We start from the raw sequence: 16,203 nt of genomic DNA on the forward strand, positions 1-16,203 counted from the left end.
CCTGTGAGGGCTATTGTTGCTCTCTAAGCAATTGGGCGGCGCGGGCGGCGAAGTAGGTCAGAATGCCATCAGCCCCGGCGCGTTTAAAGGCTGTCAGGGATTCTAGGATCACCCCTTCACTCAGCCATCCATTCTGTATTGCAGCCATGTGCATCGCGTACTCGCCGCTGACCTGATAGACAAACGTCGGCACTTTGAATTCTTCTTTGACCCGGTAAAGGATGTCCAGGTACGGCATCCCCGGCTTGATCATCACCATGTCAGCGCCTTCGGCCAGGTCGGCCGCCACTTCGTGCAGGGCTTCATGGCTGTTGGCCGGGTCCATCTGGTACGAAGCCTTGTTGGCCTTGCCCAGGTTCAACGCCGAGCCCACCGCATCGCGGAACGGGCCGTAGTAGGCGCTGGCGTACTTGGCCGAATAGGCCATGATCCGCACATTGACGTGACCGGCCAGCTCCAGGGCTTCGCGAATCGCCTGGATGCGCCCGTCCATCATGTCCGACGGTGCAACCACCTGGGCGCCAGCGGCGGCGTGGGACAAGGCTTGCTTGACCAGCGCATCGACGGTGATGTCGTTTTGAACATAGCCGTCTTCGTCCAGAATGCCATCCTGACCATGGGTGGTGAACGGGTCCAGCGCCACGTCGGTGATCACCCCAAGCTCCGGGAAGCGCTCGCGCAGGGCACGGGTGGCGCGCTGGGCGATCCCGTCCGGGTTCCAGGCTTCGGCAGCATCCAGGGACTTGAGTTCAGACGGTGTGACCGGGAACAGTGCCAACGCTGGAATACCCAGCTCAACCCAACCTGCAGCTTCTTCAAGCAGCAGATCAATGGTCAAACGCTCCACACCGGGCATCGAAGCCACCGCTTCCCGACGATTTTCCCCGTCCAGCACAAACACCGGCAGGATCAGATCGTTAGTCGTCAGTACGTTTTCACGCACCAGGCGGCGAGAAAAATCATCACGACGATTGCGACGCAGACGGGTGGCAGGGAACAGACGATTGGCAGGGGTAAAGCTCACGACAGACTCCTGAGCCCGGGTTCACGGGCGAGCGTTGCAGTTATAAGCGGCCATTATGACGAAGGTATGACAGTTGTGCTTAAGCATGCGACCTGTAGTCGCATTCGTCATCCACGTAGGAATTGTTCACTTCGTGACACATCTCGATACTTTCATGAATCTTCGTGAAGGCGTAGGCTGCGCGTTCATTTCGCCAGCACCCCAGACCATGCTTCAACAATTTCTGCATGACTTCGGCTACTTTGCGCTCTTCCTGGGCACCTTCTTTGAAGGCGAGACCATCCTGGTCCTCGCAGGCTTCCTGGCGTTCCGTGGCTACATGGATATCAACCTGGTGGTGGTCGTTGCCTTTTTCGGCAGCTACGCCGGCGATCAGCTTTGGTATTACATGGGCCGCAAGCACGGCCGCAAGCTGTTGGCGCGCAAGCCGCGCTGGCAATTGATGGGCGACAAGGCCCTGGAGCATATCCGCAAGCACCCGGATATCTGGGTGTTGAGCTTCCGTTTCGTCTACGGCTTGCGCACGGTCATGCCGGTGGCGATCGGCCTGTCCGGCTATCCGCCTTTGCGCTACCTGATCCTCAACGGCATTGGTGCCGCGATCTGGGCGTTGGCCCTGGGGGCGGCGGCCTATCACTTCGGCGCGGTGCTGGAAGGTATGCTGGGCAGCATCAAGAAATACGAGCTGTGGGTGTTGGGCGCGTTGCTGCTACTGGGCTTCGGCCTGTGGCTGCGCCGCCGCATCAAGAATGCACGCATCGCCCGCGAGGCCTGCGCCGAGGCGAAGGCCCGGCTCGCGGCCGAGCCGGTCCCGGTCGAAACGCCTAAGACACCAGTCGAGTAAACCGGCTTCTGCAGCAGTAGAGGCCGATCACACTGAGCAGGCTGTAGCTCAGCAGGCCCAGCCAACCCAGGTTGCTGGCGGGCCAAAGTCCCACTAACGGCGCCAGCCACACCAGCGGCACATTCAGCACCAGCCGCGACAGCTCGGCCTTCAGCGCCCACGGGCGATTCTCCAGGGCCACCCCCAAGGTAAACAACCCCAGCGCCATGGCACTCCACCCCAGGATCAGCGCCGCCGTGGGCAAGCCTTCGCCGAAATTCATCAAATAGCTGCCAAAGCCCACATACGCCGCAAATTGCAGGGCGATGTAGACCTGCTGGCGAACATCCAGCGGCACTTCAAATTTACGGAACTGGGTCAGGTCATGCTTGGCCAACGGGTACTTGGCCTTCACGTCCGCCGGGCGCCAGCCAGTGCGCATGAACCAGATGCGCAGCTTGTCCCACCAGCGCTGGGTACGCCGCGCATCACTCCACAACTGCGCATAAAACTGCAGGTTGGCCCACAGCGGATTCCAGCTGGCCAAGGGCGTGGTCACGCCGAAAATCACTGGTTCGTTGTCATCTTCTTCCTGGAAGGTGCCGAACAGCCGGTCCCAAATAATGAACACCCCGCCGTAGTTGCGATCCATGTAGAGAGCGTTCTGCGCATGGTGGGCCCGATGATTGGACGGCGTGACGAAAAACCATTCATACCAGCCAAGCTTCGGCACATGCCGGGTATGCACCCAGAATTGATAGAGCAGATTGAGCGACGCCACGCTGATAAACACCACCAATGGCACGCCAAGGACCGCCAGGGGCAGGTAGAAGATCCAGCTCAGCAGGAAGCCGGTGCTGGTCTGGCGCAGGGCGGTGCTGAGGTTGTAGTCCTCGCTCTGGTGATGCACCGAATGCGCGGCCCACAGGATATTGCGTTCATGGCCCATACGGTGCAGCCAGTAGTAGCAGAAGTCGTAAAACACAAAGGCGAACACCCAGGTCCAGACGCTTTGGGCCGGGAGATCAATCAATGCAAGATGTTTAAGAGCAAAGGCGTAGGTCAACAGCCCAACGCCCTTGGTCAGCAGCCCCGTGGTGGTGGACAACACACCGGTACTGAGGCTGTTGATGGCATCCGCCACCCGGTAGTTGCGCTCGCCGCGCCAGCGGTCGGCGAGCAGCTCCACCACGATCAAGGCGATGAAAAACGGTACCGCGTAAGGCACGAAGTCCATGGTCTGGTCCGGTCTATTTTTGTTACATCAAGATTAGGTGCAGCGACGCGAGATCCCATTGGCAACAGATGACAAATTAGTAGACATTTAACGCCAAGACCCCAGGAGAAATGCCCATGAGCAAAAAGATTGCAGTGATCCTTTCCGGCTGCGGCGTGTATGACGGCGCAGAGATCCACGAAAGCGTGATCACCTTGCTGCGCCTGGACCAGCGCGGCGCTCAGGTCCAATGTTTTGCCCCCAACATCGCGCAACTGCATGTCATCAACCACCTGACCGGCGAAGAAATGCCCGAGTCACGCAACGTACTGGTGGAGTCGGCCCGAATTGCCCGCGGTGAGGTCAAAGACATCCGCGAAGCCAATGCCGAAGACTTCGATGCGCTGATCGTGCCCGGCGGGTTTGGCGCGGCGAAGAACCTGTCGAACTTTGCCGTGGAAGGCGCCGGCTGCAGCGTCAACCCACAGGTGCTGGAACTGGCCGAAGCCTTTGCCGAAGCGAGCAAGCCGGTGGGGCTGATCTGTATTTCACCGGCCCTGGCGGCGAAAATCTACGGCCCAGGCGTGACCTGCACCATTGGCAACTGTGCCGACACGGCTGCAGCGCTGGACAAGATGGGCGCCACCCACCAGGAGTGCACGGTGGAAGATATCGTCGAGGACAAGGCGCGAAAGTTGGTGAGCACGCCGGCCTATATGCTCGGCAAGAACATCAGCGAGGTCGCTTCGGGGATCAACAAGCTGGTGGACCGGGTGTTGGAACTCACCCACGAAAACGACTGATTACCCCCAACTGTGGTGAGCGGGCTTGTGTAGTGAGCGGGCTTGCCCCGCGCTGGGCTGCGCAGCAGCCCTAAAACATACAACCGTGTTCTAACTGACTTACCGCATTGCCTGGATTAGGGCGGCTTCGCCGCCCAGCGCGGGGCAAGCCCGCTCACCACAACAAGCCCTCTCCCCACAAGAAACCGGATCACCATAGGGTCAAGCCGGACGCATCAACTTTGTGAGAATGCGATCCAGGGCATTGGCAAACGCCTGCTTTTCCTTCTCGCCATGGGGCGGTGGCCCGCCGCCCATCTGGCCTTGCTCCCGCAGATCCGTGAACAGGTTACGCACCGCCAGGCGTTCGCTCATGTTCGCCGGGCTGAACTCCTTGCCCCGTGGATCGAGGGCGGTGACGCCGTTTTTCACCAGGCGGTCGGCCAACGGCACATCGCTGCAGATCACCAACTCGCCCGGCACCGCGTGCTCCACCAGGTAGTCATCCGCCGCATCCGGGCCGCTGGGCACCACGATCAGCTTCACACACGCGAAGCTCGGCTTGATCTGGCTCTGCCCGGCCACCAGCACCACCTCGAACTGACGCTTGAGGGCGAATTTCACCACCTGGTCCTTGGCTGCCCGAGGGCAGGCGTCGGCATCGATCCACACGCGCATGTCAGGCCGCCACTCGGCGCTTCTCGGCCAGGCGGCTGCGGCCATACAGCACCACAATCGCCAGGATCGCCACGGCCTGTGCACTCAGTGAGTACGCATCGGCGTGGATGCCCAACCAATCGAAGTCAAAGAACGCCACCGGCCGCGTGCCGAATATCCCGGCTTCCTGCAACGCCTTCACACCATGCCCGGCGAACACCACCGACAACGCACACAGCAATGCCGCGTTGATCCCGAAGAACAACGCCAGCGGCAGCTTCGCCGAACCGCGCAGGATCACCCATGCCAGGCCCACCAACAGCACCAACGCCGTCGCACCACCCGCCAGCACGGCGTTGTGCCCGGCCGGGCCGGCTTGCAGCCACAGGGTTTCGTAGAACAGGATCACTTCGAACAGCTCGCGGTACACCGAGAAGAACGCCAGCATCGCGAAACCAAAACGTCCGCCGCCGCCTACCAGGCTGCTCTTGATGTAGTCCTGCCAGGCGGCCGCGTGGCGGCGGTCATGCATCCACACGCCGAGCCACAGCACCATCACACTGGCGAACAGCGCCGTGCAGCCTTCCAGCAGTTCGCGCTGCGCGCCACTTACGTCAATCACATACGCGGCCAACGCCCAGGTCGCCAGACCCGCCAGCAACGCCAGGCCCCAACCCACGTTGACGCTGCGCACCGCCGACTGCTGGCCTGTGTTACGCAGGAACGCGAGGATCGCGGCAAGCACCAGGATGGCTTCCAGGCCTTCACGCAGCAGGATCAGCAAGCCGGAGATGTAACTCAGCGACCAGCTCAGGCCATCACTGCCCAGCAAGCCAGCGGATTCGGTGAGCTTCCCTTTGGCCAGATCCAGGCGTTGCTGCACTTGCTCGACCGGCAAACCGTCCTGCAACGACTGCCGATAGGCCATCAGCGCCTTCTCGGTGTCCTTGCGCACGTTGGCGTCGACGTTATCCAGCGAGCTTTCCACCAGCTCAAAGCCTTCCAGGTACGCGGCTACCGACAGGTCGTAGGCCTGCTCGTGGTCGCCGTTACGGAATGCGGCCAGGCTCTTGTCCAGGGTGGTGGCGGTGTAGTCGAGCAGCTGCGCCGGGCCACGCTTGACCTGCGGCGGTTGCGCACGCTGGGCACGGAACGTCGTGGCGGCAGCTTCACCGTTGGCGGCCAGGACTTCGTTCGGCGTCTGGCGGGCCAGGTCGGCGAGGTTGAACGGTTGCTCGCTTTTCGCGGCGGCCGGGTCTGCGGTGAAACCGGCGATATAGGTGGCCAGGTCCCAGCGCTGACGGTCGTCCAGTTGGTCGGCGAAGGACGGCATGTCGGTGCCTTCGACGCCCAGGCCGAGGGTGTTGTAGATCGCATAGAGGCTCAAGCGGTCCAGGCGCACAGGGTCGCGCAGATTGGCCGGTGGCGGTGTCATGCCGACGCTGGCCGGGCCATCACCGGCGCCCGCGGTGCCGTGACACACCGAGCAATGCTGGGCGTAGAGCGGTGCGCCGCGGGTTGGATCAGGGGTGATTGCCGGAGCCTGGCTGACTTCATAGGCCACGGCCAGTTGGGCACCCAATTGCCGGGCTTGCCGAGCAACCGTTGCGCCGTCTTGGTGGGCAGTTACAGCCGCTAACAGTTCATCGACACCTTTGACCAACGCCGCGCGCTCCGGGCGCTGAGGCAACTCTGCCACCAGCCCTTGCAACACCCCGAGAAACTCCACCTGTTCGCGGTATTCGGATTCATCGATAACCTTGCCCGCCTCCACCGTCGGTGGGTAGTCAGCGCCAATGTAGTCGAGCAAATGCAGGGCTTGCGGGGCGCCCTCGGCAGTTGCGGCCAACAGGTTGACGCTGCACGACATCAACGCTGGCAGCAGTAGCCAGGCGAGAAAACGGAAGGGGGCAGTCATGAACGAATCTCAAATGGAAATACGAAGTAACACATTGTTAAGGCTTAAAGGGTTTGACTCAAGGCGAAAGTGATTTGGTGTTGGTGACGGCGAGGCATTTTTAGAAGCGGGCTAGTGGCGCTTTGGCCTTTCTGGAGGGCAAATAGCCATTGTTTTGCCAGTAATGGTGCTTATAATGCCGCGCCCTGTTAGTGCGAAAGGGAATTTCGTTCCTTGTTTTTATGAGGAATTACCACAGTGGTTACTACTTTCAGGGAAGAAGGCTGCATGGCATTTCGCGCTTTACCTTTGCTTGCGCTCTCGGCGGTGACGTTGTTGTCGGGCTGTTCGATGTTTCGCAGCTATGACACCGAGTTGCAGGCGACCAATCAGCAGTTGGCCAGCGGGAATGTCGACGCGGCGTTGACGCTGCTGGAGAAGAACAACACCGGTGAAGACAAGGACTTGCTCTATTTCTTCGAGAAGGGTGAGTTGCTGCGGGCCAAGGGTGATCTGAGCGGCAGCCAGACCGCCTGGCGCAGTGCTGATCTGCAAGTCTACAAATGGGAAGAGGCGGTCAAGTTCGACAGCGCCAAGTACCTGGCCCAGTTCGGCAGTTTCCTTGCCAACGACAAGGTGCGGCGCTACGAAGGTTATGACTACGAAAAAGTCATGCTGACCACGCAGATGGCGCTGAACCTGCTGGCCTTGAACGACTTCGACGGCGCACGCACCGAGATCAAGAAGACCCACGAACGCGAAGCGGTGATCGCGGACCTGCGGGATAAGGAATACCTCAAGCGCGAGGACGAAGCCGAGCGTGAAGGCGTGACCACCCAGATGAAAGACCTGCGCGGCTACCCGGTGGCAGCCCTCGACGCGCCGGAAGTGGTCGGTCTGAAGAACAGTTACCAGAGTGCGTTCAGCCATTACCTGGCCGGTTTCGTCTACGAAGCCCTGGGCGAGAAGGACCTGGCCGCGCCTGGCTATCGCAAGGCGGCCGAGTTGCGCCCCAATACCCCCTTGCTGGAACAGGCCCTGCTGGATCTGGACAAATCCAAGGTCGGCGTCGATGAAACCGACGTGCTGATCGTGGTGCAAAGTGGCCTGGCGCCGGCCCGCGACTCGATTCGCCTGCCGATTCCGATCCCGATCAACGGTAACCTGGTGATCACCCCGCTGTCGTTCCCGGTGATCAAGGCCGATACGTCCACCGCGACTTTCGCCCAGATCGGCGTCGACGGCCGGCAACAGAACCTCACCGCACTCAACAGCACCACGGCCATGTCCCGCCGCGCCCTGCGCGATGACATGCCAGGGATCATCCTGCGCACCACGGTGCGTGCAGTCACCCGTGGCGTGGCGCAAAACAACCTGAACAAGACCAACCCTATGGCGGGCCTGGTGCTGGGTATCGCCTCGGCAGTCACTGAAGGTGCAGACACCCGGACCTGGCGCACCCTGCCGGACATGACCCAGGTGACGCGCCTGCGCCTCAAGCACGGCGAGCACCAGGTCAGCCTGCCCAACGCTCTGGGTGGCACGCTGGTGACGGTCAAGGCTGACCAGCGTTATCAGGTGATCACCCTGCGCGTGGTTGGCAACCAGGTATTCGCCGGTGGCCTGGCCGCCCATGTGGTGCCGAGCACCGCCACCCAGGCCATCGCCCTCAAACAACCTTAAGGAGCACGCTATGCGTCATTTCATCCTCGGCGCCCTGGCGCTGGTCCTGCTGGCCGGCTGCGCCACCCCGCCGCCACCGGAGCCTGGCAGCGCCGCCAGCAAAATCGTGGTGATGGGCAAGTTCAAGGGCATCGCCGTCGGTGCCATCCGCGTTGCACGCGAGAACGGCTTCCTGACTGCCAAGGTGCAGTTGAGCAACATCACCAGCAGTAACCAGACGATGTATTACCGCTTCGCCTGGCTGGGAGCCGACGGCTTCCCGGTGGGCGACGAAGAAACCTGGAAAGTGCTGAACCTGTACGCCAACCAGGCGACCTTCCTGCCGGCCATCGCCAACTTGCCTCAAGCGGCGGACTTCCGCCTTGAAGTGAAGACGCCTTGAGCCGTTCCCCTTTTACGTTTCAGAGAGAATTCCCCATGTTTGCACGCTTCTCGATCCTCGCCGTGGTTGCCCTGCTGGCCAGCGGTTGCTCCAACACCTCGCCTGTACTGGGCAGCAAGAACATCAACTACGGCGACACCAAGGCCGTGGAAACGATCACCAACGAGTTCGGCTCCACCGACCTGCAGATGATCGCCGAAAGCATGACCCGCTCCCTCGCCCAGTCCGGCATTCTGCAGGGCCGCCCGGTGGTGCAGGTGTATGACGTGAAGAACAAAACCAGCGAGTACATCGATACCCGCGAGATCACCACGTCGATCAAGACCCAGCTGATGAAGACCGGCACCGCCCGCTTCGCCAGCGACAACACCGACATGCAAAGCCAGGTCGACCAGCTCAAGCTGCAGAACCAGAGCGGCCTGTACAAGAAGTCCACCGTCAGCAAGACCGGCAATATGGTCGCCGCCAAGTACCGCCTGGAAGGCTCCATCAGTTCCATCGTCAAGCGCAGCTCGGACTACAAGGACGTGTTCTACAAATTCAGCCTGCAACTGGTCGACGTCGAGAGCGGCCTGGCCGAATGGATGGACGAAAAAGAAATCCGCAAGACCACGGAGCGCTAAGCAATGCGTGCATGGATCGGCATGATCGGCCTGCTGTGCGCCTTTGGCGCCTCGGCCGCCCCGAAGATCGCGGTGACCGACCTGGCCTATGAGGCGCGGGTCGAGGAATATATCCACCAGGTGTCGGCCAGCAACAACTTCCAGGCAAGCGCCTACCACGCCAGCGGTGCGTCGAACTACAGCGAGTACGAAAGCCGTACCAGTTACATCGAACAGACCGAGCTGCGTAAATTCAGCGGCGACATCAAGGGCGAGATTCTCAAGTCGCGTCAGTTCCAGCTGGTACAGGGCACGCCCTACACCGCAGATGCCAAGGGTGACGTCTACGACGTGATCAAGCGCATCAAGGCCGGTCACTTCAAGGGCGCGGACTATGTGCTGTTCGGCACCCTCTCGGACATCGACTTCACCCAGGACATCAACGCCCTGGACCACACCAACAGCTACTCGGCCGTACTGGGCCTGACGTTGGTGGCGGATTTCAGCCTGATCAACACGCGCACCTACGAGATCACCTCGGCGTTTACGGCGATGGGCGAAGGCCAGGACACCAAGCTGGTGAACAGCCGCGATGTGCGCGTGAGCCTGAACCGGCCGCGCGTGGTGAAGGACGTGTCGAAAGCACTGGGTGAGGATGTGGCGCGGCAGTTGGCGGAGCAATTGGGGGGCGGGTATCAAGACCCGGGCAAGCCGGCGCTGCGCAACAACCTGCCAAGGGATGAAGCACCCAAAATCCTGCGTTGAACCCCGTAGGAGCCGGCTTTCCGGCTCCTACAACGGTTACGCGGTCGCGCGATGAAGGCTGGCGAGAAAGCCAGCCGCCCCAACAAACAACCCGGCAAACGTACGGTTCATACGCTTCTGTTGTTTAGGCGTACGCAACAGGCGCAATACCTTCGACGCCAACCCCGTATACCCCGCCATCACCACCATATCGACGCAGATCATCGTCGCACCCAGGATCAGGTACTGGATCAGCAGCGGCGCCTGCGGGTTCACGAACTGCGGCAGCACCGCCAACATGAACACCAGGGCCTTGGGGTTGCTGGCATTCACCAGAAAACCACGGAACATCATCGCCATCGGCTTGCCGATCGGGCGCACGGCCGCGTCATCGGTCATGTCCATGGGCAAGGCGCGCCATTGCTTGATGGCCAGGTACACCAGGTACGCCACGCCAAACCATTTGATTGCATAGAACGCGGTGGAGGATGTCGCCAGGATGGCACCCAGGCCGCATGCCACGACGGCAATCTGCATCGCCAGGCCCAGTTGCAGGCCAATCGCGTTCCAGTAACCGCGCAGGAAACCATATTGCAGGCCGCTGGACATCGAGGCGATGGCGCCAGCGCCAGGGGAAAGGGAGATGATCCAACTGGCCAGGAAAAAGGCCAGCCACGTATCGAGTGCCATTACACACCTCAAGAGGGAGTTTGCGGTTGTGCCTTAAGCTAACTCCGCCGACCAAAGGCTGGCTATAGATTTTTACAAGATGTGAATACTAGCGGTCGCCCGGAAACACATGGGTACCTGGCCAACGCCGCACCGAACGCTGGAAAAACAGGCTGTTGGGCACTTGCACCATCGCGCTGTCAGTCCCCGCTTCTGCCACTTCGATCAACGTGGTGTAGAGCAGATTGATTGCCACGACCCGACCCTTCACCCCTGGTTTGTCGACGGTATCCACCAATTCGACGATATCGCCCAGGCGAAACGGCCCGACGGTGAAGATCAGGATGGCGCACAGCAGGTTGGACAACACCGACCACATGGCGAAGAACGCCACGGCTGCGACCGCGACAAACCCGGACAACGCCGTCCACAGCACCGTGGCGGACACACCCAGGCGGCCCAGCACGAAGATCAGCGCACTGCCCATGATCAGCCAGCGCAAGCCACCGCGCAGCGGCATCAGCAGCTGCGGCGGGAATGGGTAGCGCTCACCCAGCCGGGTCAGGCCTTTGGCGACGAAGCGCTGGGCAAGGTAACCGCCCAGCAGGATCAGCAAAATTTGCACGCCGATCCATACGGGCTCGACCCACTGCGTCGGTATCGGCAACTGCAACGCTTCCATCAGGACAGCGCCTCCAGCTCCGCCTGCAGGGTTTCGAGCAATTCGAGGGCTTCCATCCAGGTTTCCTCCAATTGCCCTTCACGTACCTTGAGCTTGGCCTGTTCGGCCAGCAGGTCGCGCAACTCATCCTTGCGGGCGGCCTCGTAGACGGCGCTGTCGCCCAGGCAGGCTTCGATCTTGGCCAGGCGCTCATGCACCTTGCCCAACTCGGCTTCCAGCTTGTCAGCCTCACGCTTGTGCGGCGCCAGTTGCTGACGCAATGCGGCGGCGGCTTGGCGCTGGGCCTTTTTGTCGGTCTTGTCCGGGTTGACCGGGGTGTTGCTGACGGGCGCGTTGCGCAGGCGGTAGTCCGTCAGCCAGCGCGCGTAGTCGTCCAGGTCGCCGTCGAATTCCTCGACTTTGCCGTCCGCCACCAGCAGGAAGTTATCCGTGGTGCTCTTGAGCAAATGGCGATCGTGAGACACCACCAGTACCGCGCCGCTGAACTCCTGCAGGGCCATGGTCAGCGCAAGGCGCATTTCCAGGTCCAGGTGGTTGGTCGGTTCGTCGAGCAGCAGCAGGTTCGGACGGTCCCAGGCAATCAATGCCAGGGCCAGGCGGGCTTTTTCGCCGCCGGAGAAGTTCAGCACCGGCTCGTCGATGCGCGCACCACGGAAGTCGAAACCACCGAGGAAATCGCGCAGGGTTTGTTCGCGCTCGGTCGGCGCCAGGCGCTGCAGGTGCAGCAACGGGCTGGCCTTGGAATCGAGAGAGTCCAGCTGATGCTGGGCGAAGTAGCCCACCACCGTGTTCTCGCCACGAGTCAGGCGGCCAGCCAATGGCGACAGCTCACCCGACAGGTTCTTGATCAGCGTCGACTTGCCCGCACCGTTAGGGCCGAGCAAACCAATGCGCGCACCCGGTGTGAGTTGCAGCTTCACTTTTTCCAGGATGGTTTTGTCGCCATAACCCAGGCGCGCATCGGAAAGATCCAGCAACGGGCTGGAGATCTTCACCGACTCACGAAACACGAAGTCGAACGGCGAATCGACGTGGGCCGCCGACAGCTCCTCCATGCGCTCCAGTGCCTTGATCCGGCTTTGGGCCTGGCGGGCCTTGGTGGCCTGGGCCTTGAAGCGGGCAATGTAGCTTTCCATGTGCGCACGTTGCGCCTGTTGCTTCTCGAACGCCTGTTGCTGCTGGGCCAGGCGTTCGGCACGAGCACGTTCGAACGCGGTGTAGCCGCCACGGTACAGCGTGATTTTCTTCTGTTCGACGTGGGCGATGTTGTCGACCACGGCGTCGAGGAAATCCCGGTCGTGGGAAATCAGCAGCAAGGTGCCCTGGTAACTCTTGAGGAAGTCTTCCAGCCACAGGATCGCATCGAGGTCCAAGTGGTTGGTCGGTTCGTCGAGCAGCAACAGGTCCGACGGGCACATCAGGGCCTGGGCCAGGTTCAGGCGCATGCGCCAGCCGCCGGAGAAGTCCGCGACCGGGCGGTCCATCTGTTCGTTGGTAAAGCCAAGGCCGGCGAGCATCTTGCGGGCGCGGGCATCGGCGGTGTAGCCGTCGGCGCTGTCGAGCTCCGAGTGCAGGCGGGCCTGGGCGGCGCCGTCCTGGGCTTTCTCGGCCTCGGCCAGGTCGTGTTGCACCTGGCGCAGGCGCAGGTCGCCATCGAGCACGTAGTCGATCGCGATGCGGTCCAGGGTGTCGATCTCCTGGCGCATATGGGCGATGCGCCAGTCGGCCGGCAGCAAGCAGTCCCCGGAATCCGGGGTCAGCTCACCCAGCAACAAGGCGAACAACGTGGATTTGCCGGCGCCGTTGGCACCGATCAGGCCGGCTTTGTGACCGGCGTGCAGGGTCAGCTCGGCGTCTTCGAGAAGACGTTGCGGGCCACGCTGTAATGTTAGGCTTTGAAGTCGGATCATAATGGCGGCGGAGTCTACCAGCTTCGTTCGCCGCTGGCTTGGGTGTGAATATGTGCGCTGACCTGTGGAGCTTTGCCCTCTCGACTTACGCCCGCCCGGGCGTGGAGGCCGCTTGCCTGCGTTTGCAGGCACAAGGGGCAGACGTGTGCCTGTTGTTGTGTGGCGCGTGGTTGGAGCAGCGTGCGGTGACAGTGACCGCCGAGCGTATACAGGCGCTGAGACAGGTCGCCAGGCCTTGGCAGACAGGCGTGATCGAACCGTTAAGACACCTACGCACTCAATGGCGCGCCATGGCACAGCAAGATAAGGATTTGGCGGGATTACGCGAACGGGTCAAGGCCCTGGAGCTGGACGCAGAACAGCAGTTGCTGGCACGTCTGGAAGCGTTGGCGCAACTGTGGCAGATGGGTGATGCGATGGGTCAGCAACGATGGTTGGAAGGACTGGCGGCTGAGGATGCCGCCAACCTTGACCACGACGCGCTGCAACAGCTGCGCGTCGTGGCCACCAACACTTAGGAAGCGCTGGTTGGGGTGGTGCTTGGCGCTACCGGGGCAGTCGTGCTGCTGGCCGGTGCAGTTGGAGCGGTGGACGCTACCGGGGCAGCCGGTGTTGCTGGCTTGGCCGGTGCTGGTTTTGCGGCAGCTGGCTTGGCAACGGCGGGCTTCGCTGCGGCTGGTTTGGCAGCTGGTTTTGCAGCAGCAGGTTTTGCAGCTGGCTTGGCGGCCGGTTTTGCAGCAGCAGGTTTTGCAGCTGGCTTGGCGGCCGGTTTCGCAGCAGCAGGTTTAGCAGCTGGCTTGGCGGCCGGTTTCGCAGCAGCAGGTTTTGCAGCTGGCTTGGCGGCCGGTTTCGCAGCAGCAGGTTTAGCCACTGGCTTAGCGGCTGGTTTTGCAGCAGCGGTTTTAGCCACTGGCTTAGCGACTGGTTTTGCAGCAGCGGTTTTAGCAGCTGGCTTGGCGGCTGGTTTTGCAGCAGCGGTTTTAGCAACTGGCTTGGCGGCTGGTTTCGCAGCAGCGGTTTTAGCAGCTGGCTTGGCGGCTGGTTTTGCAGCAGCGGTTTTAGCAGTTGGCTTAGCGGCTGGTTTTGCAGCAGCGGTTTTAGCGGCTGGCTTGGCGGCTGGTTTCGCAGCAGCGGTTTTAGCAGCTGGCTTGGCGGCTGGTTTTGCAGCAGCGGTTTTAGCAGCTGGCTTGGCGGCTGGTTTCACAGCAGCAGTTTTGGCAGCAGGTTTTGCCGCAGCTTTAGCAGGTGCCTTTGCAGCAACAGCTTTGCTCGCTGGCTTTTTCGCCGCGCTCGCTGCAACCGCTTTTGCAGGTGTACGAGCACCCAGCACTTTAGCCACAGCTTCTTTCACACGACCAACGCCCTGGGCCAGCTTCAGGCTTTCCTGGGCATCTTTTTTCAGTTGGGAAATATAGGCGCGGGTTTCAGCTTGGCGATCCTTGAGGGCGTCCAGCAGGTCCTCAAGTTCTTTGACAGCGTCTTTGGCTTTGGCTTGTGCCTTGGCCTTGCCGGCAGTGGCGGCGTCTTGCAGTTTGGTGCGGGATTTGTGCAGCTTCTCTTGCGCTTTACCGCGTTGTTTTTCCAGCTTGGCGAGCAGTTTTTCTGCATCGGCCAGAGCTTGGGAACAAGCGCTTTCCAGATGTTCGAGCAAGCTGCCCGAAAGTTGTTGGAGTAAATGCAACGGGGTATTAACAGGCTTCTGTTTGGCCGACATGGTTTACCTCCTGGCTGACGTGGGTGCGGCTCATACTAGCCCTCTGCTCTTACCGCCGCTAGGGCATGTTGACAGTATCGTTTGCCTTGCGTTGCACCGTGTGAAAATTCTTATCGATATAACGAAAATACGCGGCACTTTTTACCCTTTCACACTGGCATAATCCGTCGCACTTTCGGCGGGAGAATGCCCATGTCGCGTTACCTTTTTCTTGTGCTGGGCTTGGCAATTTCGGTGGCCAATGCGAGCGATCAATCGTCGGCGAAAACCGTTGACCAGAATCAGCATGACCTCGCCTACAGCCTGGGCGCCAGCCTCGGCGAACGCCTGCGCCAGGAGGTTCCCGACCTGCAGATCCAGGCGCTGATCGATGGTCTCAAGCAGGCCTACCAAGGCAAACCCCTGGCGCTGGATAATGCCCGTATCGAAGCGATCCTTGCCCAACACGAAGCGCAAAACGACGCCGACGCGCAGGCGCCTCAAAGCGAAAAAGCACTCGCGGCCGAACAACAATTCCTGAGCAAAGAAAAAGCAGCAAAAGGCGTACGCGAATTGGCGGATGGGATCCTGCTGACTGAACTCACTCCCGGCACCGGTGAAAAACCCAAAGCCAGCGACCAGGTCCAAGTGAAATACGTGGGGCGGTTACCCGATGGGACAGTGTTCGACCAGAGCACACAACCACAATGGTTTCGTCTGAACAGTGTGATCAGCGGCTGGAGCAGCGCCTTGCAACAGATGCCGGTGGGAGCAAAATGGCGCCTGGTGATTCCATCGGCCCAGGCCTATGGCGCCGATGGCGCCGGCGAATTGATTGCGCCTTACACGCCACTGGTGTTCGAGATCGAATTGCTCGGCACGCGCCCTTGAGACAATAAAAAACGGTGCGTCATGCGCACCGTTTTTTGTATATCGCTATCGAGGGTCAAGCCTGGGTAGCAGACTCTTCCTTGTGAGCGTTGTGCAGCACTTCGATCAAGCAGTCTTCCAGCTCGAATCGTTCGTGCAGCAACGCGCCCAATTCTTTGAATTTATCTGCCACGCAGTTACCGGCATCACACAGGTCGGTGAACTCAAGCAGCTTTTCGGTGATGACATCGATGCGCGGGTAAAGGGTCTCAGCCAAATCCAGGCCACGCTGATCGTCGAAGGCTTCCGCCTCCTTGGTCAGTTGTTCGTAGACGCCGAAATGACCGGCTGACACGTAGTCCACCAACACACCGCAGAAATCCTGCAACGGTTCGCGGTTCTGCGCCAGCGCCTCGGGCTTGGCGCCGAGCGCATCAAAGGCCCGAACCAGTTCGTGACGTGCCTTCAGCCAGCTGTCGATCAGCTTGTGCACCCCACCCCAGCGTTCCTGAGCATTCTGACAACTTTCCAGCATGATGATCTCTCTTCCCTATAGGGGCGCTGCCGCC

At 60.9% G+C, this 16,203-nt stretch carries 17 protein-coding genes; 8 read left to right on the forward strand and 9 right to left on the reverse strand.

The window, feature by feature from the left end:
- Positions 1–10: 10 nt before the first annotated feature.
- A complete protein-coding gene (gene hemB / locus OZ428_RS31990) occupies positions 11–1,024 on the reverse strand; it encodes a porphobilinogen synthase (RefSeq protein WP_269132275.1) in 1,014 nt (337 codons plus the stop codon).
- Between the two features lie 208 nt (positions 1,025–1,232).
- On the opposite strand from hemB, the gene OZ428_RS31995 reads away from it, so the two are divergent.
- The gene (locus tag OZ428_RS31995; protein WP_033897595.1) at positions 1,233–1,868 is read left to right on the forward strand and encodes a DedA family protein; all 636 of its coding nucleotides are present in this window, start codon (positions 1,233–1,235) and stop codon (positions 1,866–1,868) included.
- Here the strand turns inward: OZ428_RS31995 and OZ428_RS32000 are convergent.
- Positions 1,849–3,084, reverse strand: coding sequence for a sterol desaturase family protein (locus OZ428_RS32000; RefSeq protein ID WP_269132276.1), 1,236 nt, complete (start codon positions 3,082–3,084; stop codon positions 1,849–1,851). The genes OZ428_RS31995 and OZ428_RS32000 overlap by 20 nt on opposite strands.
- Positions 3,085–3,200: 116 nt before the next feature.
- Between OZ428_RS32000 and elbB the strand changes: the two genes are divergently transcribed.
- Complete coding sequence (gene elbB / locus OZ428_RS32005) at positions 3,201–3,866, forward strand: isoprenoid biosynthesis glyoxalase ElbB (protein ID WP_133075531.1); 666 nt, start codon at positions 3,201–3,203, stop codon at positions 3,864–3,866.
- A 201-nt stretch (positions 3,867–4,067) separates the two neighbouring features.
- Here the strand turns inward: elbB and OZ428_RS32010 are convergent, their stop codons facing one another.
- Both OZ428_RS32010 and OZ428_RS32015 read right to left on the reverse strand, forming a co-directional pair.
- The gene (locus OZ428_RS32010) at positions 4,068–4,523 is read right to left on the reverse strand and encodes a YaiI/YqxD family protein (protein WP_133075532.1); all 456 of its coding nucleotides are present in this window, start codon (positions 4,521–4,523) and stop codon (positions 4,068–4,070) included.
- Position 4,524: 1 nt separating this feature from the next.
- On the reverse strand, positions 4,525–6,420 hold the full coding sequence (locus tag OZ428_RS32015; RefSeq protein WP_269132277.1) for an FTR1 family protein: 1,896 nt from the start codon (positions 6,418–6,420) through the stop codon (positions 4,525–4,527).
- Between the two features lie 267 nt (positions 6,421–6,687).
- Here OZ428_RS32015 and OZ428_RS32020 point away from each other — a divergent pair, with 267 nt between their 5' ends.
- Genes OZ428_RS32020 through OZ428_RS32035 form a run of 4 tightly spaced genes read left to right on the forward strand, consistent with a single transcriptional unit; the run spans position 6,688 to position 9,831 of the window.
- The gene (locus tag OZ428_RS32020) at positions 6,688–8,082 is read left to right on the forward strand and encodes a COG3014 family protein (RefSeq protein ID WP_269132278.1); all 1,395 of its coding nucleotides are present in this window, start codon (positions 6,688–6,690) and stop codon (positions 8,080–8,082) included.
- 10 nt (positions 8,083–8,092) lie between these two features.
- Positions 8,093–8,464, forward strand: coding sequence for a YcfL family protein (locus OZ428_RS32025; RefSeq protein WP_038844227.1), 372 nt, complete (start codon positions 8,093–8,095; stop codon positions 8,462–8,464).
- A 35-nt stretch (positions 8,465–8,499) separates the two neighbouring features.
- A complete protein-coding gene (lpoB, locus tag OZ428_RS32030) occupies positions 8,500–9,087 on the forward strand; it encodes a penicillin-binding protein activator LpoB (RefSeq protein WP_033897516.1) in 588 nt (195 codons plus the stop codon).
- A 3-nt stretch (positions 9,088–9,090) separates the two neighbouring features.
- On the forward strand, positions 9,091–9,831 hold the full coding sequence (locus OZ428_RS32035) for a hypothetical protein (protein WP_033897515.1): 741 nt from the start codon (positions 9,091–9,093) through the stop codon (positions 9,829–9,831).
- Positions 9,832–9,867: 36 nt separating this feature from the next.
- Here the strand turns inward: OZ428_RS32035 and OZ428_RS32040 are convergent, their stop codons facing one another.
- The 3 genes from OZ428_RS32040 to OZ428_RS32050 form a co-directional block, all read right to left on the reverse strand.
- Positions 9,868–10,500 carry a LysE family transporter gene (locus tag OZ428_RS32040; RefSeq protein ID WP_028618426.1) on the reverse strand — a complete coding sequence of 211 codons (633 nt, stop codon included), beginning with the start codon at positions 10,498–10,500 and terminating at the stop codon, positions 9,868–9,870.
- Positions 10,501–10,588: 88 nt separating this feature from the next.
- Positions 10,589–11,161, reverse strand: a complete 573-nt coding sequence (locus OZ428_RS32045; protein ID WP_269132279.1) for a mechanosensitive ion channel family protein — start codon at positions 11,159–11,161, stop codon at positions 10,589–10,591.
- The gene (locus tag OZ428_RS32050) at positions 11,161–13,071 is read right to left on the reverse strand and encodes an ATP-binding cassette domain-containing protein (RefSeq protein WP_133075535.1); all 1,911 of its coding nucleotides are present in this window, start codon (positions 13,069–13,071) and stop codon (positions 11,161–11,163) included. Before OZ428_RS32050 ends, OZ428_RS32045 begins: the two co-directional genes overlap by 1 nt.
- 50 nt (positions 13,072–13,121) lie before the next feature.
- Here OZ428_RS32050 and OZ428_RS32055 point away from each other — a divergent pair, with 50 nt between their 5' ends.
- Positions 13,122–13,589 carry a TIGR02444 family protein gene (locus OZ428_RS32055; protein ID WP_133075536.1) on the forward strand — a complete coding sequence of 156 codons (468 nt, stop codon included), beginning with the start codon at positions 13,122–13,124 and terminating at the stop codon, positions 13,587–13,589.
- On the opposite strand, the gene OZ428_RS32060 is transcribed toward OZ428_RS32055, so the two are convergent.
- Complete coding sequence (locus tag OZ428_RS32060) at positions 13,586–14,785, reverse strand: AlgP family protein (protein ID WP_269132280.1); 1,200 nt, start codon at positions 14,783–14,785, stop codon at positions 13,586–13,588. The two genes, OZ428_RS32055 and OZ428_RS32060, sit on opposite strands and share 4 nt — an antisense overlap.
- Before the next feature lie 192 nt (positions 14,786–14,977).
- Here OZ428_RS32060 and OZ428_RS32065 point away from each other — a divergent pair, with 192 nt between their 5' ends.
- A complete protein-coding gene (locus tag OZ428_RS32065; RefSeq protein ID WP_033897512.1) occupies positions 14,978–15,655 on the forward strand; it encodes an FKBP-type peptidyl-prolyl cis-trans isomerase in 678 nt (225 codons plus the stop codon).
- A 55-nt stretch (positions 15,656–15,710) separates the two neighbouring features.
- Here OZ428_RS32065 and OZ428_RS32070 read toward each other — a convergent pair whose 3' ends face one another.
- Positions 15,711–16,169: an Rsd/AlgQ family anti-sigma factor gene (locus tag OZ428_RS32070; protein WP_016975860.1), complete on the reverse strand. Its 459-nt coding sequence runs from the start codon at positions 16,167–16,169 to the stop codon at positions 15,711–15,713.
- Positions 16,170–16,203 lie beyond the last annotated feature (34 nt).

Source organism: Pseudomonas sp. GXZC (assembly GCF_026967615.1).
Classification (GTDB): Bacteria; Pseudomonadota; Gammaproteobacteria; order Pseudomonadales; family Pseudomonadaceae; genus Aquipseudomonas; species Aquipseudomonas azotoformans_A.